The following is a 24496-nucleotide window of genomic DNA, read 5'->3' on the forward strand; positions in this document are numbered from 1 at the left end:
AAAACAACCCCATTTCAAAACTTTCTATTTTAACAGGAAAGTTAAATTAGCTGGAACAAGGCTCACTCAATTAAAAATAGTCTTTATCCGAAACACGTATTTATGAAATACATAACTATAGATAACCATCTTTCATTATTTTATTTTTATTTTATTAGGGAAACATTTTAAGAAATAAACCCACAAATGTAACACCGGTTTGACAATCAACTTTCCCCCATTGATGTCCTTTGCCACCGTTATTGGTAACGTTAATGACAGAGTAAGCATCAAAAGGTTATGAAATTGTCCGCAAAAGGTATCCAAATTAAGAAACAAAACCACGAGTAAAAAAAGATGAGGACTGTCTATCTCTCTCATTAAGAGATCCGCTAACGCGGATTTTTGACGCATTTATGCAGCATACGCTCAACACTTTCCTCCGTGTTGCGCTAAGGCGTATTAACCACTTCTACGAGAAAGGCGCGTTGAGCATCGTTAACCTGGTGTCGCCATTCAGGCATGATCTTAATCTTCATCGAAAGCACATCTTATGAGCAGGAAGGCAATGATCTGAGTATCCCTGAAAAGCAAAACAACCCCGTAACGCGCAATCTCGGGTTATCACGGTCTTTTTAACGGCAGACAGATATCCGTTATCAATTCGTGTTCTGCCCCTTCATGGACAAAGTTAAGGTAGTGAAAAAACTGCGGGTAATCGCGTCATTCTTCGCCACAATGCGGCAGCCAGTTGTTGTAACGATTGCGGGCGCCAGTAGACAGAGCATAATGCGAACCACAGTGCCGCGCCGCGCCACAGCCTCCTGTGGGGATGACCGCATTCACGACGCCAAAGGGGTTATCCTCATCGACAGGCGCAACCACTGAACCACAGATATCAGAGCGAAAATCGGCTGTAGGCGTCATTATTGGAGCAACAGGAGCGACGCCATAGGTCTGGCGACTGCCGACGGGGGAAAGTCCGCTCGTGATCGATATCATTTAATTCAAGGCCCGCTTGAAACGATGGGTGTAATAATCGGACTTATCGTCAAACATGGCCGCCTCCGAGCGGATCAATATGCCCGGAGGCGGCGTTCCTTGCCTGACCGATCTTGCGTGAAACAGCCGCCGATGTGGCTGAACCCTACACCGTGGACCTATTCAAGGGGATGCCAAAGAAGAATGTGGATTATCTCGCCTATGGTTGGCGAGCTAGCCCTGCCCCATAGCAGTAAAAGCTGACAATGTTCGATTACCTCCTGCAGAGCCGTAGCATTACGATGTCTAACGTATTCTCCGCTCTAACCATAGAACTCTTCAGGCTGAAGCCATACGAATGCAAACGGATTCATTCCCGTGATTTTCCCCGCAGCTATCGACACAAATAAACAAGTTCGCTACTCATTTCAAACAAAGGTCAGGATTGAGAGCGTTTTACGCTTGCATTTTGGTTTTATTTATAAACCGCCGATCAATAAACCTCTTATTGATAGGTATAAACATATATAATTACCATGATTGATCGTTAAAAACGATCATATAATGCTTCCGTAGGTTTCTAATTAACCGTTTTTCTTTTTTGTCTAACTAAAACTTATGTATGGAGTAATTATCTTGAAAAAAAATCTACTGACCCTGTCCGTCCTCGTCGCATCTCTTGGGGTTACCGGACTGGCGCGGGCAACTGACGGAGTCATCAACTTCACAGCAACCATTTCATCTTCAGCCTGTTCAGTGAACAGCGTGGCGGATGCTTCCTCCACCACCGGGACAGTCAATTTCGGAACAGTCAGCAGCAGCACCTTTGGTACTGCTGGTGCGAGCACTGTCGGTACACCGTTTTCCATTGAACTGGCCGATTGTGCCGTCGCGACGGCACCGACTATTACCTTTGAAGGCACATCTGTGTCCACCAGCGGTTATACCGAACTGTTTGCCAGCGACATTAGCGGACTAGGTATTCGTATTGAGGATGCTGACAACACTGGCACCTATTACACCTCCGGCACACCAGCATCCAACACTGGCTTTAATGTCCTGACATCTACCGAAGTCACGTCCGCCACGGGTAATTTCAACGCCTATCTTGTCGACTACACCGGCTCCACAGCTTATAGCGGTAGTGTCGACACGGACGTCACCTTCACCATCAACTACAGCGATTCCTGATATTACCGGGCTGGCCAAAGGCCAGCCCTCCCTTGGTTCGGCTTTTTTCGCAAAGGTTATCTTATGAAATGTTCTATCGGATGCATCGGTGGTGCATGTCTGTTATCTGCATCGCTAGTCTGCCACGCAGACGGGCTTACCTTGGGAGGAACCCGTCTAATCTACGATGCTGCCAAAAAGGAGGCGAGTCTTTCCCTGAGTAACGCAGGGCAAAGCACGCCGTATCTCGTTCAGGTATGGGTCTCTGATATGCAGAGAAAGACCAAAAACATCCCCTTTATCGCCACGCCCCCCTTATTCAAACAAGCACTGAATGGGGAAAGCGCTATCCGTGTCGTCTACACCTCCTTACCGGCCCTACCGGAGGATCGGGAAAGCGTGTATCTGCTAAATGTCAGGGCGATACCAGCTGTTGAGAAAAAAACCGACCCGAAACGCCTAACCATCGCCACGCAGAACATCATCAAGCTGATCTACCGACCAAAAGGACTGTCGGCAAAAGAAGCCGGGCTGGCTTGGCAGAAGCTGAAAGTCACGCCCGTGTCTGGCGGTATCTCGTTCAATAACCCGACGCCTTATGTTGTCACCCTGACAGGCATGTCGGTAAACGGTAAAAAAATCGATAGGCCGGGTACCATTATGCCTCGCGCGTCAAAAATCGTACCAGTGAATGAACATGCTGTCAGGCACGTGACGTATAGCACCATCAATGATTTTGGCGGAATGACGACGGCAAAAGAGGTGAATTTTTAGTGGGGATTCAGGGAGTGATACCTAAATATCGTTTTTGTTCTCGGGTGAAGATACTGGTGCTCTGCGGGTATGCGACTGCTTCCCTGTCGGCTCAAGCTGAGATGTATTTCAACGTCAATGCACTGCATCTGGAAGAAAACCAGAAAGCGCAGACCGACCTCTCTCTGCTCTCTCGCACGGATATTCAGATACCCGGTGAGTACGACGTCCAGGTCCGGGTGAACAAAACTCGCGTCGGTGAACATCACCTGCGTTTTGTGGTGTGTGATGGTCGCCGCCTATGTCCGCAACTGACGCCGTCTCTGTTACGTGAGCTGGGCGTAAAAATTCAAGTATTTCCCGCTATTGTCGCCATGGTTGCCGATGCTCCGATAGTGAAACTTGGGGACTATATTCGCGGCGCAAACAGCGACTTTGATTTTGACCGGAGGATACTGAACTTAAGTATTCCCCAGGCTGCTCTGGATAACCGCGCTCGTGGCGATGTTCCCCCCGAACAATGGGACAGCGGCGTTCCAATGCTGTTTGCCTCCTACAGCGCTACCGGATCCGAAGTGAAAAATCACCGTAATGGTCAGCAAACCAGCACGCAGTACCTCAGCCTACGCAGCGGCGCTAATCTGGGCGAGTGGCGGGTGCGTAACTACAGCTACTACACTCGAACCCGCCAGGGGCGGGCGAGCTGGAATAGCATGCAGACCTGGGTCGAACGGGATATCCGTTCGCTGCGTGCGCGTCTGGTGACCGGCGAAACATCCAGCCCAGGCCTGGTTTTTGACAGCTTTAGCTTCCGGGGTGCCAGCTTGTCCACTCAGAGTGAAATGCAGCCGGATAGCCTTCGGGGTTATGCACCAGAAATCCGCGGCGTAGCGATCACCAACGCCACGGTTGAGATACGTCAGAACGGCAACCTGCTCTACCAGACCTTTGTGTCGCCCGGGGCGTTCGTTATTAATGATCTGTATGCCACATCAACGTCCGGCGAATTGGTTGTGACCATAAAGGAAGAGGATGGGGAAATACGAACATTCACTCAGTCTTTCGCTTCACCACCGATTTCAGTCCGTAAGGGCGTTGTGAAATATTCCGTTACTGCCGGAGAATATGGTACTCGTTATTACAACGATAGCAGCAATGCCGTCAGTCAACGTTTCGCCCAGGCTGAAATTCTGTACGGCCTGCTGAATAGCACATCAGTCTATGGGGGGATCATTGTCGCGGAGCATTACCACTCGGGTATGCTGGGTATGGGGCAAAGTCTGGGAAGATTGGGGGCCGTGTCGCTAGATGTCACGCATGCCGAGTCAACCTTTAGCGATGGCACCATTCGCAGCGGCCAGTCCCTGCAAGCGAAGTACAGTAAACACTTCGATATTACCGGAACCTCAATGACACTGGCGGGTTATCGCTATGCCACCGACGGCTTCTTCAGCTTTGATGAAGCGAGCAACTACTACCACAGCAGTAGCCTGGCCTCGCGCTATAGCCTGAAAAGCAAGGCGCAGCTCACCCTAAGTCAGAACATCGGCTGGTTAGGGTCGGTCTCATTTTCAGCCTATCAGTCAGAGTATTGGAACCGTGGAAATTCAAAAACGCGTTCCATAACTGGGAGCTGGAGCAAAACCTTTGATGGGATATCGGTCAGTTTGAACCAGAGCCAAAGCAGAATTTGGCGGACCGAAAAAACGGACAACATTACCTCCGTCAGCCTAAGCCTTCCACTCGGCAAATGGCTATCGTCTTCCGGCAGCAGCGTACGAATGACCAACAGTTGGTCGCGATCAGACCAAGGGACAAGCAGCCTGACGTCCACATTATCGGGGACGGCACTGCCGGGTAACAACTTGTCTTGGTCGGTATCCCAGGCGCAATCTCGAAGCAGCGCCGGCAGCGCCACAGACAGTACTGCAATTAGCGGCAGCTATCGAGGCGGTCGGGCCACTGCGGGGTTGGGTTACTCGAACTACTATGGCCTGCGGGAGACGGTGAGCTGGAATCTGCGAGGTTCAGTGGTAGCGCATCCGTACGGCATCACACTGTCGCAGCAGCTATCCGAAGGGGCCGGGTATGCCTTAGTGAGGGCACCAGCGGCTGAAGGCGTAAAAATCAGGAACAGGACAGGTCTAGTAACGGACTGGCGAGGCTATGCGGTGGTGCCGTCGCTGACAGCTTATCGTGATAACAATGTCAGTCTAGATACATTCACGCTGCCGGATAACGTTGACGTGACAGATCCTATAGTGCACAAGGTACCGCAGAAAGAGGCGATGGTTTTGGCGGATTACCGTACCCGCGTAGGCTACCGGGTATTTCTGACACTGACGCATGACGGAAAACCTTTGCCGTTAGGCGCATCGGTATCGGCTGGCGAAGCGGCGGGTATGTCCAACGAACAGGGGCAGATATGGTTGACGGGAATGAAGGCGAACGGCGTGATAAAAGCCACGCTGGCCGGTGGCCGGGAGTGTCAGGCTCCGTTCAGGGTGGACCAAGCGGAGACGAGGAATGGGATCAAAATGGTCACACTCGAATGCAGGAGTTAGCAGTATGAGAAAGATTGATGAATTAGGTATTAAAAATAACCGCGGAAACTTAATTTTTTATTTTTGGTGTGCAGACGATGGTTATCAAGCCCCTCAAATGGCTGTATTTACTTCATCGGGATAATCTCTATACCTCCTCACATAAAAAAACGGCACGGTTATTTATAGTTCTAACTCATCTTTAATATCAATAATACCCGAACCAGAAATAAAAACCCTGTAATATAGGAGTGGTTAAAGTGATTAATAAAGTAACTTGGGATAATTTCATTATCGGAAAGATAATGTCCAAAACGGCTCTTTTCTTTATTGCTTTTGTAGCACAAGGAATAATCGGCTTAGTCTCTGCAGAGGGTGTTTATGATCCTACGTCATCAACTATTACATTGCCGTCGTCGTTAGTCATACCGGCCAACACTGAGATTGGAACGATAGTATACACATCAGATGCAATATCAACATCGATGAAAGATGGTAAGTCCAGCACATCAGCCTTTGCATCTGAATATGCCACATCTCCAACATTATCATCGTATGGTAACAACGTATACGAAACCGGTATAACAGGCTTGGGGTTTCGTTTGCGTGGAGTGTTTCAAACACCAGCTCAGTCGGGAATTGAGCAATATTATAGCGTATCAACTGCACAGCCATCTTATTATTGGCTCGGCTCACAGACAACCAGCTATGAACAATATACGTATCTTGAATTGGTTGTCATTGGGAATTCCGTAGAGTCGGGTTCACTTGACTTAAGTGGCGTCACAGCGCGGTTACGCTTTAATTATGACTCCACCAATTCAAGTAGCGAGAGTACCTGGCTTATTTACCTTAGTGGCACAACAGAAGTGACAAGCGCTTCCTGTGAGGTGAATACTTACGACACTTCAGTAGATTTAGGAACTATGTATACGCAAAACTTGAAGGCGGCTGGCAGTACATCAAACACAACAGATTTTACTATAAACTTGACCTGCTCGTCATCATTAGTCCCTAATATAACGTTTTCAGGCACGGTCGACAGTAACAACAATAATATTTTTGCCAATGACAGCGGCACAGCGACGGGCGTAGGTATTCAACTGCTCTATGATAATATCGCCATTACACCGGATACCGCAGTTTCTTTGGGGACGGTAACGTCCACCTCTGCGACCGACTATGATTTTAAAGCCCGGTTATACCAGACCACTAACACGGTGACGGCAGGAAGCGTGGATACTACGGTCAATTTCACCTTGGAGTATGAATAATATGACACATTCACCAGAGAAAATTTAATATACACTAGTCCATTTTTCCTAGCGGTTTATGATGGCCGCAAGTCTAGTGTTCTGATAAAGGAAACAGTACTTGTTTTTATCTTCTGGTAACTCATGATTGAAGCTATTAAAGTTATCAATCTGGAATATAAAAAACTGTCGTTTATTATGGTAGGAGTGACCATCAAATAAAAATTAAAATAAATTGGTGGCGATTATTTTCACTAACACTAATGAATAACGTGATGATTTATTTCGCAAAGAAAAACGCAACCACGTTAATTTTTAAAAACAATTTAATTTTCAAACTTATTTTTATGATCATTTTACCTTTTTATTACATGAAAATATGAAAAACACTTACACGAAAAAATATATGATAACGTGATAAGAAAAAGGTTTAATTTTAGTTATCAGCCCGTACATCATCGCAAGACACTCCCGACCCAAATTATCCACGGCAGTCAGCACTTGGAAACGCCGCCCGTTAAACAGATTATCCGACACGAAATCCAGACTCCAGCACTGATCGATGTGTGTCAGGGCCGGCCGCTGCTGGCGACGTGCTGCACAGGCATGCCTGCGAGGGCGCTTTCTGCGCAGATTGAGACCTTACAGGAAATAATGGATGCGGTGTGTTTTCTTGTGGTCAACCCACCAGCCCTCGCATCGCGACCGAATAGGGTTACAGTAAGTAACTCTGTAAGGAGGCTTGAAGCCATATCCCTTAGGATTCAGTACATTAAGAAGGTCATGGAGCGGGCGAAGGGAATCGAACCCTCGTATAGAGCTTGGGAAGCTCTCGTTCTGCCATTGAACTACGCCCGCACGGAGAAGTGCCCGCATTATAGCGCTATCTGTTTGCCGGGCAAGATAAAAACCCGTCAAACTGACTGTGTTTTAAGCAATTAAATGCGCTAAAAAAAGAAATTAAGGTGCGAAGGCTTGCGCCAGAGGTCCAGCAACGATCATCAAGCCAGCAGCGTTTCTCTTCCTAGATTAGAGGCAAGCCCAATCGTTAGCCCGTGCGCGACAAAAATTATTCAGAACCCACAAAAAGAAAAAACCCCACGCAGAGCGTGAGGTGAAGTCGTTTATAACAGCACAGCATTCCTCATACCGTGCTGAACTGACGGCCTCACACCATGAGGCCGTCATCGTCATTATTTCTGCGGGCGCATGGCCGGGAACAGAATCACGTCGCGGATGGTGTGGCTGTTGGTGAACAGCATTACCATACGGTCGATACCGATGCCCAGACCCGCCGTCGGCGGCATGCCGTGCTCCAGCGCGGTGACATAGTCTTCGTCATAGAACATCGCTTCGTCGTCGCCGGCATCCTTCGCACTCACCTGCTGAGCGAAACGCTCCGCCTGATCTTCCGCATCGTTCAGCTCGGAGAAGCCGTTGCCGATCTCACGGCCGCCGATGAAGAATTCAAAGCGATCGGTGATCTCCGGATTTTCGTCGTTACGTCGCGCCAGCGGCGACACTTCCGCTGGATATTCGGTGATGAAGGTCGGCTGGATCAGGTTGCTTTCCGCCGTTTCTTCGAAGATCTCGGTCACGATGCGGCCCAGCCCCCAGCTTTTCTCGATCTTGATGCCCAGGGACTGTGCGATCGCCGTAGCTTTTTCCAGATCGTCCAGGTCCGCCACGTCAGTTTCAGGGCGGTATTTGCAGATCGCTTCACGCATCGTCAGCTTTTCAAACGGCTTGCCGAAATCGAAGGTCTGGTCGCCGTATTCCACCGTGGTGGTGCCCAGCACGTCCTGAGTCAGGGTGCGGAACAGCGTTTCCGTCAACACAATCAGGTCTTTATAGTCGGCGTAGGCCATATAAAGTTCCATCATGGTGAATTCAGGATTATGACGCGGTGAAATCCCTTCGTTACGGAAGTTACGGTTGATTTCGAATACGCGTTCGAACCCGCCGACCACCAGGCGTTTCAGGTACAGCTCAGGCGCGATACGCAGGTACATATCGATGTCCAGCGCGTTGTGATGCGTGATAAACGGACGCGCTGAGGCACCGCCCGGGATCACCTGCATCATCGGCGTTTCCACTTCCATGAAGCCTTTTTCGACCATGAAACGACGGATAGACGCCATCACCTGAGAGCGAATGCGGAATGTGTTGCGGGATTCATCGTTGGCGATCAGGTCCAGATAACGCTGGCGGTAACGCGTTTCCTGATCGGCCAGACCGTGGAATTTGTCCGGCAGCGGGCGCAGCGCTTTGGTCAACAAACGCAGTTCGGTACAGTGAATGGACAGCTCGCCGGTCTTGGTTTTGAACAGTTTTCCGCGCGCGCCCAGGATATCGCCCAGGTCCCACTTTTTGAACTGTGTGTTGTAAACGCCTTCCGGCAGGTCATCACGGGAGACGTACAGCTGAATGCGTCCGCCCACGTCCTGCAGCGTCACAAAAGAGGCTTTCCCCATGATGCGGCGGGTCATCATACGCCCGGCGACGGTCACTTCCAGACCCAGCGGCTCCAGCTCTTCGTTGTCTTTTTCATCGTAGCTGGCGTGCAGCAAATCGGAGGTCGTATCACGACGAAAATCGTTCGGGAAGGCCACGCCGTTTTCACGCAGAGCGGACAGCTTTTCGCGACGCGCCTTGAGTTCGTTATTAAGATCCTGCGCCTGTTCGGCACCCTGAGATTGTGGTTCAGACATGTGGATTCCTTATAGCCCCGCTTTTAAACTTGCTTCAATAAATTTGTCCAGATCGCCGTCGAGCACCGCCTGGGTGTTGCGTGTTTCCACCCCGGTACGCAGGTCTTTAATGCGCGAATCATCCAGCACATAAGAGCGAATCTGGCTTCCCCAGCCAATGTCGGACTTGTTGTCTTCCAGCGCCTGTTTTTCAGCATTTTTCTTTTGCATCTCAAACTCGTACAGCTTGGCTTTCAGCTGTTTCATCGCCTGATCTTTGTTTTTATGCTGCGAACGGTCGTTCTGACACTGGGTAACGATGTTGGTCGGTATATGGGTGATACGCACCGCGGACTCGGTCCGGTTAACGTGCTGACCACCGGCGCCGGAGGCGCGATAGACGTCGATACGCAAGTCGGCCGGGTTGATTTCGATATCAATATCGTCGTCCACTTCGGGATAGACGAATGCCGAGCTGAAGGACGTGTGACGGCGGCCGCCGGAGTCGAACGGGCTTTTACGCACCAGGCGATGCACGCCGGTTTCCGTCCGCAGCCAGCCGAAGGCATAATCGCCGATGATTTTGAGGGTCGCGGATTTGATCCCGGCCACTTCACCATCTGATTCTTCAATGATTTCGGTTTTGAAGCCTTTAGCTTCCGCCCAGCGCAAGTACATACGCACCAGCATGCTGGCCCAGTCCTGCGCTTCCGTACCGCCTGAACCCGCCTGGATGTCGAGATAGCAGTCGGCGCTGTCGTACTCGCCGGAGAACATGCGGCGAAATTCCAACTGGCTGAGTTTATTTTCCAGACCGTCGAGTTCGGCGCAGGTTTCGTTGAAGGTGTCTTCGTCGTCTTCTTCCACCGCCAATTCCAGCAGACCGGAGACATCTTCCAGCCCCTGCGTCATTTGGTCGATGGTGTCGACGATCGCTTCCAGAGAGGAGCGTTCTTTACCCAGCGCCTGAGCGCGTTCTGGCTCGTTCCAAACGTCCGGCTGTTCCAGTTCGGCGTTTACTTCTTCAAGGCGTTCTTTCTTGGCATCGTAGTCAAAGATACCCCCTCAGAACTGCTGTCCGCTCAGACAGGTCCTGAATTCGGTTTTTTACCGGATTAATTTCAAACATGATGTTTAAGATCTTTTGTTGGTCAAAGGGACGACGTGTATTCAAACGGCGAATTGTAACGGATCCACGTCGGGGTTTATAGCAATCCGTTCAGTTTTTAGCAGCGGGCGGGCGTGTCGAAAAGATACCGCGACGCCCGCCCGGCTCGGCAGAAAGCTTGCATTACAGCGGCCACAAATGTTCGATTAGCAGCTGCACCGAACGCTTGCCGCGATACTCATTCACATCCAGCTTATAGGCCAGTTCCACCTGCCGGACACTGCTGTCCGGCCACTGCGTGGTATCCACGTTGAACGCGATGCCGTCCAGCAAAGGTCCGCCCGCCAGCGGTTCCACCATCACTTTGAGATGACGTTCTCCCACCAGACGCTGTTGCAACAGGCGGAAGCGGCCGTCAAATGTCGGCTCGGGGAATGTCTGCCCCCAGGGACCGGCTTCCCGCAGCAGCTGCGCGGTACTCAGCGTCAACTCGGGGGCGGCCAGTTCGCCGTCGGACCAGATGACGCCCTGTAGCTGAGAGGCATCCAGCCACTCGCCGACCAGTTCGCCGAAGCGCTGGCGAAACTCCTCAAAACGCGCTTCTTCCAGCGACAGCCCGGCGGCCATCGCATGCCCGCCGAACTTCATCATCAGGCCGGGACAGGTGGTGTCCAACCGCTCCAGCGCGTCGCGCAGGTGCAGGCCCGCAACCGAGCGGCCTGAGCCTTTCAGTATGCCGTCGCCCGCAGGGGCGAACGCAATGACCGGGCGATGGAAACGCTCTTTGATGCGAGACGCCAGAATGCCGACGACGCCCTGATGCCACTCCGGATGGTACATCGCCAGCCCGCAGGGCAGCGTCTCGCTGCTGCGTTCCAATTGTTCGCACAGTTGCAGCGCCTCGACCTGCATCCCCTGCTCGATCTCGCGCCGAGTCTGATTAAGCGCATCGAGATCGCTCGCCAGCATCCGCGCCTCTACGATGTCCTCACACAGCAACAGCGCCACGCCGACGGACATATCATCCAGCCGTCCGGCGGCGTTCAGGCGCGGCCCGAGGGCAAAGCCCAAATCGCTGGCGACGAGCTGAGTCGCCTCTCGGTTAGAAACTTCCAGCAACGCGCGAATGCCCGGTCTGCATTTACCCGCGCGGATGCGGTTCAGGCCCTGGGCCACCAGGATCCGATTGTTGGCATCCAGCGGCACCACGTCCGCCACCGTACCCAGCGCGACCAGATCCAGCAGCTCTGCCAGATTAGGCTCAGACAAGCCGTGCTGTTCAAACCAGCCGCCGTCGCGCAGCCGCGCCCGCAGCGCCATCATCAGATAGAACGCCACCCCCACGCCCGCGAGGGCCTTGGACGTGAAGGCGCAATCCGCCAGATTAGGGTTGATGATAGCCTCCGCCGCGGGCAGGGTTTCGCCCGGCAGATGATGATCCGTCACCAGCACATCAATCCCGCGCTGATGCGCATCGTCTACGCCTGCATGGGAAGAGATCCCATTGTCGACGGTGACGATCAGCTGCGCGCCTTTGGCCGCCGCCTGGGCGACCACCTCGGGGCTGAGGCCGTAGCCGTCTTCAAAACGGTTAGGCACTAGGAAGTCGATATGCTGACCGCCCATCCGACGCAGCGCCAGCACGGCCAGGGCTGTACTGGTCGCGCCGTCCGCGTCGAAGTCGCCGACGATCACGATACGGCGCTGCTCCGCCAGCGCCGCTTGCAGACAATCTACCGCCTTGTCGATCCCCGAAAGCTGTCGATAGTCCAGCAGGCCGCGCAGGCTGCGTTCCAGCTCCTGCGCAGCCTGAACGCCGCGCTGGGCGTAAAGCCGACGCAGCAGCGGCGGCAATGTGTCGGGAAGATGATGACTCTCTACCGCCGGACGGCGGCAGAGCTGAGTTACGAAAGTCACGGGGCGCTTAACCACCCGACTTCTGGGAGGCTTTATGCGCCTGCAGCATGGCGGCCATCTCTTTCGGATCCTGATAACCCGGGATTACAGAGCCGTCGTCCAGCACGATGGCTGGCGTTCCCTGAACGCCGAACAAGATGCCGAGCTGATAGTGCGCGGAGATATCGGTTTTGCAGGTCGCGGGCGAGATATCGTCGCCTTTCATCGCCGCATCAAACGCTTTTTTGCGGTCGGCTACGCACCAGATGGATTGCATATCCTTTTCCGTCTGAGAGCCTGCGCCCTGACGCGGGAAAGCCAGATAGCGGACGGTGATGCCCAGCGCATTGTAGTCGTTCATCTGCTCGTGCAGTTTGCGGCAGTAACCGCAGGTGATATCGGTAAACACCGTGATCACATGCTTTTCCTGCGCCGCCTTGTACACAATCATCTGATCCTTCAGCGCTTCCAGCTTACCCATCAGAATAGAATTGGTGACGTTGACCGGATTTTTACCGCTCACGTCATACAACGGGCCTTGCAACAGGTGTTTGCCGTCATCGGTGATGTATAGCACGCCATTATCGGTCAGGAGGGTCTTCATTCCTGGGATAGGCGCCGCCTGAATTTCCGCATTTTGCATACCCAGACGGGTCAGTGACTGTTGGATGGCGGCGTCGTCCGCGCTGGCGCTCATGGCGACGACAAGCAGAGAAAGCAGTAATGCACTCTTTTTCATAAATTGATCCTGTTATTGGATGAGGCCTCGTATGCAGCCGACATGGCTGACGCCGCCCCACCCCATGATTCATCTGTCAATCACGCCCGGGGATGATGCTGCTGGTGCAGCTGCTTCAGGCGTGCCGTGGCGACGTGCGTGTAGATCTGCGTGGTGGACAGGTCGCTGTGCCCCAACAGCATTTGTACTACGCGTAAATCCGCGCCATGGTTCAGTAAATGCGTGGCAAAAGCATGACGCAAAACATGCGGAGAAAGTTTGGCGCTGTCAATAGCGGCGATGACCGCATAATGTTTGATGCGATGCCAGAAGGTCTGGCGGGTCATCTGCTGCCCTCGGCTGCTGGGAAACATCACGTCGATCGGCTTATCGTTGATAAGCCAGGGGCGACCGTATTCCAGATACTGTTCCATCCAGTGCACCGCCTCTTCTCCCAGCGGCACCAGACGCTCTTTGTTGCCTTTGCCGATCACGCGCACCACGCCCTGACGCAGGCTGACATCGCTGATGGTCAGTCCCACCAGCTCCGAGACCCGCAGGCCGGTGGCGTACAGAACTTCCAGCATCGCTTTGTCGCGCAGTTCAAGAGGTTTGTCGACACAGGGGGCATTGAGCAACGCGTCGACCTGCGCCTCCGTTAAATCCTTCGGCAATCGCTGCGGCAGTTTGGGAGACGAGAGCGCCGCGCTGGGATCGTCCGAGCGTTGCTTTTCGCGGTAAAGATACTGAAAAAGTCGCCGGGTGGCGCTTAACAGACGCGCAGAGCTGGTCGCCTTGTAACCGCCCTCCAGTCGTTCAGCCAGAAAAGCCTGCAGGTCCACGGCTTCCGCCTGCAACAGGCTTTTATCATGGTGCGCCAGCCAGTCCGCCAAAGAGCGCAGATCCTGTCGGTAGGAAGCCAGCGTGTTTTCCGCCAGATTTCGTTCCAGCCACAATGCATCCAGAAACTGTTCGATCAGGGGGTGATCCGGTGTCTGCATGGCGGCCTCCTCTGTTTCATGCGGGGACTATTATGCCTGACAGCGCGTGAACGGGGTACAATTCGGTAATTGCTTTTATTTTTGTCATATCCTGCGGCAAAAAATGCGGCGCAAGGGATTATATCTTATGAATCGGGGGAAAAGCGGGACAGTTCCCAGCGCAGCCCGCGCCAGACGCGGCTTGGTGGTTTGAAAATAAGCATTTTCTATGCATAGAATACCCATTCTTGTTGTTAAAAAACTGAAAAAACTATGCAATCCTCCGTCGCATCCGCCGTTGATGACAATCAGAGACCAGACGCCCCCGTCAACTCCCGTAATAAGGTTGTGGTTGCTTCTCTGGTCGGCACTGCCATCGAATTCTTTGATTTCTATATCTATGCTACCGCCGCGGTGCTGATTTTCCCGCACATCTTTTTCCCACAGGGTGATAACGCTGCCGCAACACTCCAGTCACTGGCGACGTTCGCGATTGCTTTTATCGCTCGCCCCATCGGTTCCGCCCTATTCGGGCACTTTGGGGACCGGGTCGGACGAAAAGCTACGCTGGTGGCTTCGCTGCTGACGATGGGGATTTCCACCGTCGCCATCGGCCTGCTGCCGAGCTACCAAACGATTGGTATCCTGGCGCCAATGCTGCTGGCGCTGGCTCGCTTTGGTCAGGGTCTTGGTCTCGGCGGAGAATGGGGCGGCGCGGCGCTGCTTGCGACGGAAAATGCGCCGGCGCACAAGCGCGCCCTGTACGGCTCTTTCCCCCAGCTGGGCGCGCCGATTGGCTTCTTCTTCGCCAACGGCACTTTCCTGCTGCTGTCCTGGCTGCTGACCGAAGAACAGTTCATGCAGTGGGGCTGGCGCGTACCGTTTATTTTCTCTGCGATTCTGGTGCTGATCGGGCTGTATGTCCGCGTTTCCCTGCACGAATCGCCGGTCTTCGCCAAAGCCGAACAGGCGGGTAAGAAAGTGCGGATCCCGATGGGGACGCTGCTGAGCAAACATCTGAAAGCGACGATCCTCGGCACGTTCATCATGTTGGCGACCTACACGCTGTTTTATATCATGACCGTTTACTCCATGACCTACGGTACCTCGCCGATTCCGGCCGGATTAGGTATTCCGCGCAACAATTTCCTGTGGATGCTGATGATAGCGGTGATTGGCTTCGGTCTGATGATCCCGGTCGCCGGCTATCTGGCCGACATCTACGGCCGACGTCGCACCATGATCGTCGTGACCTGCAGCATGCTGGTGTTCGCTTTCGTATTCCCCTTCCTGCTGGGTTCCGGCGAACAGGGGTTAGTGATGGCGTTTTTGGTACTGGGTCTGAGCATGATGGGCTTTACGTTCGGGCCAATGGGTGCGCTGCTGCCGGAACTCTTCCCGACGGAAGTCCGCTACACCGGCGCTTCCTTCTCCTATAACGTGTCCTCGATTCTGGGCGCCTCGGTCGCGCCTTATATCGCCGCCTGGCTGACCAGCAACTACGGGCTGTTCTACGTCGGCCTCTATCTGGCCGCCATGGCCACGTTGACGCTGATTGCGCTGCTGCTCGTCAAAGAAACACGTCACCAGTCCCTCGATTAAACATCACGGGCGAAGGCGCCTGTCTTCGCCCCGATGCTTTCCCCACGGTCATTTGTGCTTTACGGGCGTAGTATACTTCGCCAGACTAACGCCCTGACTGTGCGGTGCGGCGCTGCGGCATCGCCTTACATTCACTTTCCCAACACACTGACGGCTTATGAAGATAGGACTTTTTTACGGCTCCAGCACCTGCTACACCGAAATGGCGGCAGAGAAAATCCGCGACATCCTGGGTGCGGATATGATCGAACTGAACAACGTCAAAGACGTCGATCCCCAACGTATGGAAGACTATGAAGCGCTGATACTCGGCATTCCGACCTGGGACTTCGGCGAAATTCAGGAGGATTGGGAAGCCATTTGGCAGCACCTGCCGACGCTGAAACTACAGGGAAAGATCGTCGCACTTTATGGCATGGGCGATCAGTTGGGATACAGCGAGTGGTTTCTGGATGCGCTGGGTATGCTGCATGAGCAGCTACAACCGCTGGGCGTGCGCTTCATCGGCTACTGGCCGACCGACGAGTATGATTTCATCAGCACCAAGCCTCTGACGCCCGACGGCAAGCACTTCGTCGGGCTGGCGCTGGACGAGGTGAATCAGTACGACATGAGTGAAGACCGCATCCAGCAATGGTGTGAGCAGATCCTGCAGGAACTCAAAGCATTACGCCAATCCGAGCAGGCGTAACGTGCGCCGTCGGGCGATGGTTGTCTCGATAAACCGTCGCCCCGCGCTTTTGAGATAGTTAACGACGCTTCTGCGCCCACCACTTGGCGCGAGCGGCTGGCGTGAAGAAACTCCAGGCGACGAAGCGGCTCTGCTTCTGTCCCTGCGCCATATCCACGGTTTTAACGCTCTCGGCACCGACCTCATCCAACACCCGATACAAATCGGGCAGATTCTCTTTGCGCGAAACCAGCGACGTAAACCATAGGCATTGACGTGAAAAGACCGCGCTTTCGCGGATCATTTGCGTGATAAACGCTTTCTCACCGCCTTCACACCACAGTTCCTCTTCCTGCCCGCCGAAATTGAGCGGCGATCGTTTGTCCAGACCGAGGTTATGCAGCTTCCGGCGTGACCCTTGCTTCGCCTCGTTGGCCGAAGCATGGAAAGGCGGATTGCACAGCGACGCGTCAAAAATCTCATTTTTGTGGATGATGCCGTTGAGGATGGCCTGATGGTCTTTCTGACGGCGCAGACGGATAGCCCGGCTTAGGCCGGGGTTGGCGGCAATGGTCGCGTTGGCCGCCTGCATGGCCTGCGCATTGATTTCACTGCCGGTGAAGCGCCAGTCGTATTCCCGGTGGCCGATCAGCGGGTAAATGCAGTTGGCGCCGCATCCGATATCCAGTATGGAGGCGTCGCGCGGCACCTGAGACTGATTATCCTCGGCCAGCAAATCCGCGAGGTGATGAACATAGTCCGCCCGTCCGGGGATCGGCGGGCAAAGGAACCCCTCGGGTAAATACCAGTGTTCAATCTGATAGAACTCATGCAACAGCGCCTGATTCAGCATTTTGACCGCGTCCGGATTGGCAAAATCGATCGACTCGTCGCCATAGTCGTTCACATGAACGAACGGGGTCAACGCAGGATGCGTAAGTTTCAGGGCGGTGAAATCGTAGCGGCCGCGATGGCGGTTGCGTGGATGCAGCATGTTTTTCTGCGCGGCGCGTTTTTGTGCAGGCGTGGTCATCAGCTTCTCTCTTGTTGAACGACGCGTAAGATACCCGCTGCGGCAAATGGCGTAAATCGCTGCGGGCATTTTTCTCGCCCCCAGACCTAATGGCTCCGATTTCTTCGCCCATCAGCGACGAGCGAGACTGTTCGAACCAAGTGCCAGAAGTGCTCAACGATTGAAGGGCGGCAAGATCGCCGGAGGAGAGTCGCTCAAAGGCCGAGTTTTTGGGTGGTCTGTGAATCAATGCGGCAAATTTCCGTACGGCGGCGGTCATTACGCTACGGAACAAAAGTCACAGTATGCGTAATTATCCTGCGCAGTTGTCCTTTTGCAGCAAAAGCTGGCGCAGGTGCCGCCACTCATCCCGCCCCATACTGTCCGATGAGATCCACAGACGCTGTTCCAGCGCCGCGCCGTCCGCCGCGCGCAGCGACAGCAGAATACCGTTTTTAAGCATCCACGGACGTTTGACGATACGCCACTCACGCTGCTGCCAGCGCAGATGCTGTTCGCCATACAGCGATATTGCGCCGTGTCGGGATTTGATATTGCGCTGACTGCGAATGAATCCGAACATCACCAGCGACACCAGCCCCAGCCATAGCGGCGCATATCCGCTCGGCCACGGGGCCAGCAGAATCAAGAACACCATAATGCCGTGCGCCAGCAGAGAGAGCAGCTGCATGCGCCAGGAAACTTTGAGATCACATTGCCACTGGGCCACGGTGTTTATTTCGCGTCTGAATAAGGGAAACCATGCGTTTAAGCGCCTGATCTGATGGCTCGCCGTGGTTCATCAGCCAGTTGAACAGATCGGGATCGTCGCATTGCAGCAGGCGGACAAAAGCGCTTTTGTCGCTATCGTTCAACGCATCGTAGTCATGCTCGAAAAACGGCATGATGGAAATATCCAGTTCACGCATGCCGCGCCGACAAGCCCAGTGGATGCGTGATTTATCATTGATATCCATATGATCGCTCACTTTGTTCAGTCATGGACTTCAGTGTAACCCTATTTTGTTCGATGATATTAAACCAATAGTAATACTTTGACATATTTTAGCGCAGGAATCGCATCGGCATCGCTCACTCTGCGTAGCGCTTCGCGCATTCGACATCTCCGCCCAATAAGCGCTTGCAAACCCTTGCCGCTCTTTTACCATTAGGCGATTGCTGAATCCCCCTCATAGCAGGACTGTAACCATGGCTAATACAATTCCATCACACCCGTTATTCCCGTCATCCGCCCTTCCCGCCACGCTAATGACGCTGGACGACTGGGGGCTGGTCACCCTGATTGGACCCGACACCGTGAGCTATGTTCAGGGGCAGGTGACCACCGACGTGACGGCGCTGCAGGCTAACCAGCATGTGCTGTGCGCCCATTGCGACGCCAAAGGTAAAATGTGGAGCGCGCTGCGCCTGTTTCACCACGGCGAGGGACTGGCCTACATCGAACGCCGCAGCGTGCGCGACGCACAGTTGACCGAGCTGAAAAAGTACGCGGTCTTCTCCAAAACCACGATTGCGGCGGACGACGATAGCGTACTGCTGGGCGCCGCCGGGCAAGGCATCCGGGAACAACTCGCCCCGCTGTTTCAGGCATTACCGGATGCCGACAACGCCGTGGTACAGGAGTCGGGCGCAACGCTCCTGCATTTCACGCATCCGGACGAGCGTTTCCTGTTGGTGCTGTCAGCCGAACGCGCGGCCATCTTAATGAACGCGCTGGATGCGAAAACGCCGCGTCATGACGGTGAACAGTGGCTGGCGCTCGATATCGAAGCGGGCTACCCCGTGATTGACACGGCGAATAGCGCGCAGTTCATTCCACAGGCAACTAATCTTCAGGCTTTACAAGGTATTAGTTTCCTGAAGGGGTGCTATGCAGGGCAGGAAATGGTGGCGCGCGCCAAGTATCGCGGCGCCAATAAGCGTGCGCTGTATTGGCTGGCCGGCACGTCGAACACTGAACCGGCGCCAGGAGACGATCTCGAGCTTAAGCTGGGAGACAACTGGCGTCGTACCGGGACCGTGCTGGCGTCCGCGCGTTTGCACGACGGCCAGCTGTGGGTGCAGGCGGTGTTGAACAAGGATTTGGAAGCCAACAGCGAGCTGCGCGTACGCGACGATAGCGCCAGCGCACTGTCAATTCAGCCGCTGCCCTACTCACTGGAAGAGTAACCGATCACACGTGCGGCCGCCGGGAAACGGCGCGCCGCTGAGATCGGGTGAAGGCATAGCCTTAGTTAGGGAATATCGCCGCGCGCCTGCGACTGGCCGCCATGCACTAAGGCAGAGCCGGCACGACATCGATATTTTCTGCGTTGTGGGTGTGACGGATTCAAGGCGATGTCCGTCGAGCGCGACCTCGACTCACGCCGAAAGGCACGCTCAAACCTTTATTTTCAAGCGTTGATGTCCGATATCAGCAAGGATGACCAGACATTCTCAGCTGCCGCCCGAAGCGGGCGGCATCGCCCCTGCGGGGTTAGACATAAAGATAAATCGCCAGAAAATGACACAAGCTGCCCCCCAGCACGAAGCCATGCCAGATGGCATGGTTAAAAGGGATCCGCTTGCTGGAATAGAAAATCACGCCCAGCGTATACACCGCCCCGCCAACCGCCAGCAGCACCACGCCGCCGAGGGAGAGCGTCACCGCCAGCTCATAAATCACAATCAGCGATAGCCAGCCCATGACCAAATACGTCACCAGGGAGAGGATCTCAAAACGATGCGCAAACACCATTTTGAAGATGACGCCCAATAGCGCCAGACTCCAGATGGCAATCATCAGTCCATACGCCAATGGCGTCTTCAGCCCCACCATCAGGAACGGCGTATAAGTGCCGGCTATCAGCAGGTAAATCGCACAGTGGTCGAATTTTTTCAGCCAGCGCTTGGCGTCCTGATTGGGAATGGCGTGGTATAGCGTAGAAGCCAGAAACAGCAGAATCACCGTGCCGCCATACAGGCTGTAACTGGCGATGGCCGTGGCATCTGCGCCGTTCTTTTCCGCCTGCGTCAGCAGTAAAACCAGCCCGATGATCCCCAACACCAAACCGACGCCGTGGCTGATGCTATTGGCGATTTCCTCCGCCAACGAATAACCCGAATCCAATACCTGCTGCTTCATGATTTACCTCTTGAATATCCTGTTCGCCGCTCAGCGGGGACTTTTATCATGCAAAAGCCTAAGCGGATGATGTCCTCGCAACCAGAGTAACGGAGAACTTTTTCAGTGTACACGCGTACGCTGAAATAATTATAGCCCTTACGGTATGAACCACCTGCCTCCAATTCCGCATTTCAATGTCGCCTGTGTTGCCCTACAATTGGGCACTTTCCCTTCTGGAGATTATTCAGATGTCCCTCGCCGTACTGGACTTTGGTCCGTTGACTGACGTCGTCGCATTCTTGATGGAAGTCGATAAGCTTAAAAGCGTGAAACGCCGTTCCAAAGTGATTGGCACTGACTGTCAGGAAGATTCTGCCGAGCACAGCTGGCACTTCGCGCTGGCGGCGATGAGCCTTGCGCCATACGCGGGAGAAGACGTCGATATTCAGCGTGTCATTCAGATGGCGCTGATCCACGATATCGTCGAGGTCGATGCAGGCGACGTGCTGGTTTACGATCTTCAGGGACGCGCCGATGCACACGATCGCGAAGTCGCGGCGGCCATACGGCTGTTCGGCCTGCTGCCGGAGCCGCAGCGCAGCCTCTTCCACCAGCTATGGCTGGAATATGAGGCAAGCAAAACGCCGGACGCCCGCTTCGCGCTGTTGATTGACCGCCTGATGCCGGTGCTGATGAACCTCCACAACGGCGGTCAGAGTTGGGTGGAGCACGGCATTCGTCTGGAACAGGTGCTGTCGCGCAATGCTTTCATCAGCGAAGTGTATCCAGAACTGTGGGGCTATCTCAGTCATCACCTGGAAGTCGCAAAGAGCAAAGGCTGGCTGAAGTAGCCCATTTGCTCTCCGGTCTGTTGTTTGTGACATCAAACGCGCAACAGACCGTTGCGCTTCTTAGTCTTTCAGCGGCTTATGGGCCGTTTCTCTCGCCGACCACACGGCCCATAGCGTAAAAAACAGCGCCAGCGTCACATACAGCGAAACCGACACCGACGTACCGTAAGACGCAAACAGGTACGTGATAATCAATGGCGCGAAACCGCCACCGACAATCCCCGCCAGCGTATAAGCCATCGACGATCCCGCATAGCGCACCTGCGTAGGAAATTGCTCGGTGATAAACGCCGCCTGCGGCCCATACATCGACGCATGGATCAGCAGGCCGACCACCACCGCCAGACATATCAGCAACGGCTGCGTGCTATCCAGCAAAGCGAAAAAGACAAATGCCCAAAGGATCGCCGCCAACGCGCCGCCCATACTGACAGGTCGTCGTCCAAAGCGATCGGACAGCATACCGAACAGCGGGACGGCGATGGCATTGCCGACCGCGCCCAGCATGGTGGCGGTTAACGCCAGCGGCCGCGGCAGATTCAGCACCGTCGTCACATAGGTCAGGGTAAACACCACCACCAGCGCATACAACACGTCGGAACCGATGCGCGAGCCACCGGCGATCAACAGCGAACGCAGATGCTGACTGAAGACCACGCGGACCGGCGCCTGCGTGATGTGTCGACTTTTCTCCAGCTTGAGAAAAGCGGGCGTTTCACCGACGCTGCTGCGCAGCCACAGGCCGAATACGACCAGCACCAGACTCAGCAGGAAAGGAATACGCCATCCCCACGCCTGAAAGCTGTCCGGCGACATGGCGAGCGTCACCAGCGTGATAAGCCCCGTGCCGATGAGCGTGCCGCAAGAAGGCCCCACCTGAGCAAACGAGGCGTTGCGCCCGCGCTGATGCGGCCTGCCGTGCTCCATCGACAGCAGCACCGCGCCGGCCCATTCACCGCCGAGCGCGATCCCTTGAATGAAACGCAACGTGACCAACAGCAGCGGGCTCCAGATCCCCCAGTGCGCATAGTCGGGCAGCAGGCCCATTAACGCCGTCGTCACTCCCATGATCACCAGCGTGGCAACGAGCACGAAACGCCGCCCCAGCACATCGCCCAGATGACCGAAGATGACCCCGCCGATTGGCCGCGAAATATACCCGACGGCATAGGTGGAAAAAGCCAGAATCGTCCCTACCAACGGGTCGAACGACGGGAAGAAAATATGGTTGAAAACGAGCGCCGCCATGATGTTGTAGACGGTAAAGTCATACCACTCCAGCGCGGTGCCTATAGAGCTGGCCGCCGCCAGCTTGCCGGTATTCGGCGTATCGGCGGCAATCGGCGTTGCCTGATCCGCCGTTTCGGTCGTCACGGTATTCATCATTTCAGCTCCTGTGCGGTGAGTTGCCAACTGAAGGCGTAATGCAAGAAATCGTGAGGAGACACCGTCAATGCCTGTGCCGCCAGCGCCGCCATCTGTTCTCCGGCGGACGCGGAGCTGCTTTCCAGCACCAGTAACGGGACAAGCGGCGCGGATGCGGGAGACGCATTCGGCAGCGTCGTACTTAATGCCGCATCCGGCAACAACAGGCTGCTGCTGACGAATCCCGCCGCCTTGGTCAGCGACTTGCCAAGATGAGTGATGCGATCGATCAGCGTACGCTTCTCACCGGGGACGAGGGACAGCAAACTCAAGTGACTGCCCGTACCGCAGCCGGTGACCGCCGTGATAGAGGACACCCGCCGCAGCGGATCGCGCATGCGCCGCAAATTGGTTTGCGACCACGCCGTCTGGTGGGAATAAGCCGCCTGATAAGACGGCGAGGTGAAGCAGTCCAACGACGCCGTTTTGTACAGTCCCAAATATTTGCGTCCGCCCTGCAAAGCCTGATAGCGCGTACCCGTGAGGAAGCCGGGAATCCGCACCCGCTCCTCCACGTGTTCGCAGTCGTACCACTGGTTAAAATCCGCCTCATCCTGCTCGGCGACGTCGGTGGCGACAAGCAACATCCCGTTCGGGGAAACCTTCATGATTTCTCTCCTGCTCATTCAAGTGAGGCGGTCAGGCCGCCGTTAAGGCATCGTTCAATCGACAACGTCCATCCTAATAGCGCGCTGTCCTTCATCGGCAAGAGCACCGGCATCAGGCCGACCGACGCATCTCCTGGTTGGTGGCACGGCAGGGAACCCGCGCAGCCGTCCAGAAAGTTGATGACGGAAGGATTCCGCAACGCAATGCCGTCAACGCGAAAATCGGTCTCGCCATCGGCCTCCATCTGATCGATAGGCGGCGCGATAAAAAGAACGGTGGCTATCAGTAACGCGTCGTGACCTTGGATTTCGGCGGTCACTCGCTGCTGCCACTGGACACGCCGCCGCGCCAGCAAGACTCCATCATGTTCTTCCGCGGCGAATGCGCGACAATACGCGCGGGTCGTCCTCGGCGGCCGCTGTAATGTCAGCGCGCCCATCACGCCACCACCGGCAGCACAACGCTGGAGTAGCTGTGGCTAATGATGCGTCCCAGATGCTCATCGACCAACGCCATACGAAATGCCGCCGCTGGGCGAATGCCGCCAATCGCCGTCATCGTGCCGCAGCTCATGGCGAGTCCATCCACCCGCGTCGGAACGTCAGACGCCAGATAGCGTTCCAACAGCGCCATCGGCGGTTGCAGGCTGGATAACGCGCCTTCCTGATAGAGCCGATACTCCCCATTTTCGACGATCCATGAGCGCAAAATTAGCGAGTCCCAATGGGCGATCACTTCTCGCAGCGGCCAGGCATCCCGCGCCACCGGCTTAGCGCACAGTTGTTTTGACAGTGCTACGCTCTGCGCTTCCAACTGACGATCGGTATGATCCGACGCCAGCGAAACATAGAGTTTCCCACAGTAGGAAAAGATCAGCGGCTCGGCTTCGCCGGAACTGGCGTTGCCGACGACTTCAACGAGAGAGGACTGCGTCAGCTGGTTCGCCGCTACGCGATAGAACAGCGGAATTGCACTGGGTTGAGGCACGCCCAGCGCGGCCAGTTCCCGGATATGGTGCATCACAGCGTCACGATCGCGTCCGGTCCACCCGGCGATCACCAGACGATCAATGTCGACCTCAATTCGCTTTTCTGCTGATTTTTCCAGCACATTGAAGATCAGTTTCATG

21 protein-coding genes, 1 tRNA gene and 2 pseudogenes are annotated in these 24496 nt (G+C 54.7%); 8 read left to right on the forward strand and 16 right to left on the reverse strand.

The window, feature by feature from the left end; genetic code table 11:
- Positions 1-702: 702 nt before the first annotated feature.
- Positions 703-981, reverse strand: a complete 279-nt coding sequence (locus tag BLU64_RS17250) for a hypothetical protein (protein ID WP_139171503.1) — start codon at positions 979-981, stop codon at positions 703-705.
- Positions 982-1596: 615 nt separating this feature from the next.
- Between BLU64_RS17250 and BLU64_RS11225 the strand changes: the two genes are divergently transcribed.
- From BLU64_RS11225 to BLU64_RS17015, 4 genes are all read left to right on the forward strand, one after another.
- Entirely contained in the window at positions 1597-2151 is a 555-nt protein-coding gene (locus BLU64_RS11225; RefSeq protein ID WP_051625462.1) for a fimbrial protein, read from the forward strand.
- 63 nt (positions 2152-2214) lie between these two features.
- Entirely contained in the window at positions 2215-2904 is a 690-nt protein-coding gene (locus BLU64_RS11230; protein WP_083351077.1) for a fimbrial biogenesis chaperone, read from the forward strand.
- Positions 2905-2918: 14 nt separating this feature from the next.
- The gene (locus tag BLU64_RS11235) at positions 2919-5447 is read left to right on the forward strand and encodes a fimbria/pilus outer membrane usher protein (protein WP_139171504.1); all 2529 of its coding nucleotides are present in this window, start codon (positions 2919-2921) and stop codon (positions 5445-5447) included.
- 239 nt (positions 5448-5686) lie between these two features.
- Positions 5687-6700: a fimbrial protein gene (locus tag BLU64_RS17015; RefSeq protein ID WP_071999751.1), complete on the forward strand. Its 1014-nt coding sequence runs from the start codon at positions 5687-5689 to the stop codon at positions 6698-6700.
- A gap of 426 nt (positions 6701-7126) precedes the next feature.
- Here BLU64_RS17015 and BLU64_RS17640 read toward each other — a convergent pair.
- From BLU64_RS17640 to xerD, 7 genes and pseudogenes are all read right to left on the reverse strand, one after another.
- A pseudogene (locus tag BLU64_RS17640) lies at positions 7127-7411 on the reverse strand (IS3 family transposase); the annotation flags it as partial.
- Positions 7412-7463: 52 nt separating this feature from the next.
- Positions 7464-7537, reverse strand: a tRNA-Gly gene (locus tag BLU64_RS11250).
- A gap of 335 nt (positions 7538-7872) precedes the next feature.
- Positions 7873-9390, reverse strand: coding sequence for a lysine--tRNA ligase (lysS, locus tag BLU64_RS11255; RefSeq protein ID WP_026742142.1), 1518 nt, complete (start codon positions 9388-9390; stop codon positions 7873-7875).
- Between the two features lie 9 nt (positions 9391-9399).
- Positions 9400-10498 (reverse strand): peptide chain release factor 2 gene (gene prfB / locus BLU64_RS11260; protein ID WP_139171505.1). Its coding sequence is split into 2 segments (ribosomal slippage): positions 9400-10422 and positions 10424-10498, totalling 1098 coding nucleotides; the frame shifts between segments, so codons are not numbered across the junction.
- Between the two features lie 162 nt (positions 10499-10660).
- Positions 10661-12394, reverse strand: a complete 1734-nt coding sequence (gene recJ / locus BLU64_RS11265; RefSeq protein ID WP_074728808.1) for a single-stranded-DNA-specific exonuclease RecJ — start codon at positions 12392-12394, stop codon at positions 10661-10663.
- Between the two features lie 7 nt (positions 12395-12401).
- Positions 12402-13112, reverse strand: a complete 711-nt coding sequence (dsbC, locus tag BLU64_RS11270; RefSeq protein ID WP_026742138.1) for a bifunctional protein-disulfide isomerase/oxidoreductase DsbC — start codon at positions 13110-13112, stop codon at positions 12402-12404.
- Positions 13113-13192: 80 nt separating this feature from the next.
- Positions 13193-14092, reverse strand: a complete 900-nt coding sequence (xerD, locus tag BLU64_RS11275; RefSeq protein WP_026742137.1) for a site-specific tyrosine recombinase XerD — start codon at positions 14090-14092, stop codon at positions 13193-13195.
- A 252-nt stretch (positions 14093-14344) separates the two neighbouring features.
- Between xerD and BLU64_RS11280 the strand changes: the two genes are divergently transcribed.
- Positions 14345-15673 carry an MFS transporter gene (locus tag BLU64_RS11280; protein ID WP_074728746.1) on the forward strand — a complete coding sequence of 443 codons (1329 nt, stop codon included), beginning with the start codon at positions 14345-14347 and terminating at the stop codon, positions 15671-15673.
- Positions 15674-15830: 157 nt separating this feature from the next.
- Positions 15831-16364 (forward strand): flavodoxin FldB, encoded by a 534-nt coding sequence (fldB, locus tag BLU64_RS11285; protein WP_026739682.1) that lies wholly within the window; start codon positions 15831-15833, stop codon positions 16362-16364.
- Between the two features lie 58 nt (positions 16365-16422).
- Here fldB and rlmF read toward each other — a convergent pair whose 3' ends face one another.
- The 3 genes from rlmF to sdhE all read right to left on the reverse strand — a co-directional run bounded on the left by rlmF (position 16423) and on the right by sdhE (position 18332).
- Complete coding sequence (gene rlmF, locus BLU64_RS11290) at positions 16423-17376, reverse strand: 23S rRNA (adenine(1618)-N(6))-methyltransferase RlmF (protein ID WP_074728748.1); 954 nt, start codon at positions 17374-17376, stop codon at positions 16423-16425.
- Positions 17377-17668: 292 nt separating this feature from the next.
- Positions 17669-18085: a protein YgfX gene (locus BLU64_RS11295; RefSeq protein ID WP_026742134.1), complete on the reverse strand. Its 417-nt coding sequence runs from the start codon at positions 18083-18085 to the stop codon at positions 17669-17671.
- Positions 18066-18332: an FAD assembly factor SdhE gene (gene sdhE / locus BLU64_RS11300; protein ID WP_026742133.1), complete on the reverse strand. Its 267-nt coding sequence runs from the start codon at positions 18330-18332 to the stop codon at positions 18066-18068. The genes BLU64_RS11295 and sdhE overlap by 20 nt, the downstream gene beginning before the upstream one ends.
- A gap of 232 nt (positions 18333-18564) precedes the next feature.
- Here sdhE and ygfZ point away from each other — a divergent pair, with 232 nt between their 5' ends.
- On the forward strand, positions 18565-19545 hold the full coding sequence (gene ygfZ, locus BLU64_RS11305) for a tRNA-modifying protein YgfZ (RefSeq protein WP_026742132.1): 981 nt from the start codon (positions 18565-18567) through the stop codon (positions 19543-19545).
- A 307-nt stretch (positions 19546-19852) separates the two neighbouring features.
- On the opposite strand, the gene trhA is transcribed toward ygfZ, so the two are convergent.
- Entirely contained in the window at positions 19853-20500 is a 648-nt protein-coding gene (gene trhA / locus BLU64_RS11310) for a PAQR family membrane homeostasis protein TrhA (protein WP_394296475.1), read from the reverse strand.
- Between the two features lie 230 nt (positions 20501-20730).
- On the opposite strand from trhA, the gene BLU64_RS11315 reads away from it, so the two are divergent.
- Positions 20731-21333, forward strand: coding sequence for an HD domain-containing protein (locus BLU64_RS11315; protein ID WP_026742130.1), 603 nt, complete (start codon positions 20731-20733; stop codon positions 21331-21333).
- A gap of 60 nt (positions 21334-21393) precedes the next feature.
- Here BLU64_RS11315 and BLU64_RS11320 read toward each other — a convergent pair whose 3' ends face one another.
- The 4 genes and pseudogenes from BLU64_RS11320 to BLU64_RS11335 form a co-directional block, all read right to left on the reverse strand.
- Positions 21394-22719 (reverse strand): MFS transporter, encoded by a 1326-nt coding sequence (locus BLU64_RS11320; RefSeq protein WP_394296474.1) that lies wholly within the window; start codon positions 22717-22719, stop codon positions 21394-21396.
- The gene (locus tag BLU64_RS11325) at positions 22716-23366 is read right to left on the reverse strand and encodes a DUF4286 family protein (RefSeq protein ID WP_026742128.1); all 651 of its coding nucleotides are present in this window, start codon (positions 23364-23366) and stop codon (positions 22716-22718) included. Before BLU64_RS11325 ends, BLU64_RS11320 begins: the two co-directional genes overlap by 4 nt.
- Before the next feature lie 14 nt (positions 23367-23380).
- A pseudogene (locus tag BLU64_RS11330) lies at positions 23381-23813 on the reverse strand (amidase); the annotation flags it as partial.
- Entirely contained in the window at positions 23806-24495 is a 690-nt protein-coding gene (locus BLU64_RS11335; protein WP_074728751.1) for a DUF2848 domain-containing protein, read from the reverse strand. The gene BLU64_RS11335 and the pseudogene BLU64_RS11330, both read right to left, overlap by 8 nt.
- Between the last annotated feature and the right edge of the window lies 1 nt (position 24496).

Source organism: Lonsdalea quercina (assembly GCF_900107885.1).
In the GTDB taxonomy this organism is placed as follows: Bacteria; Pseudomonadota; Gammaproteobacteria; order Enterobacterales; family Enterobacteriaceae; genus Lonsdalea; species Lonsdalea quercina.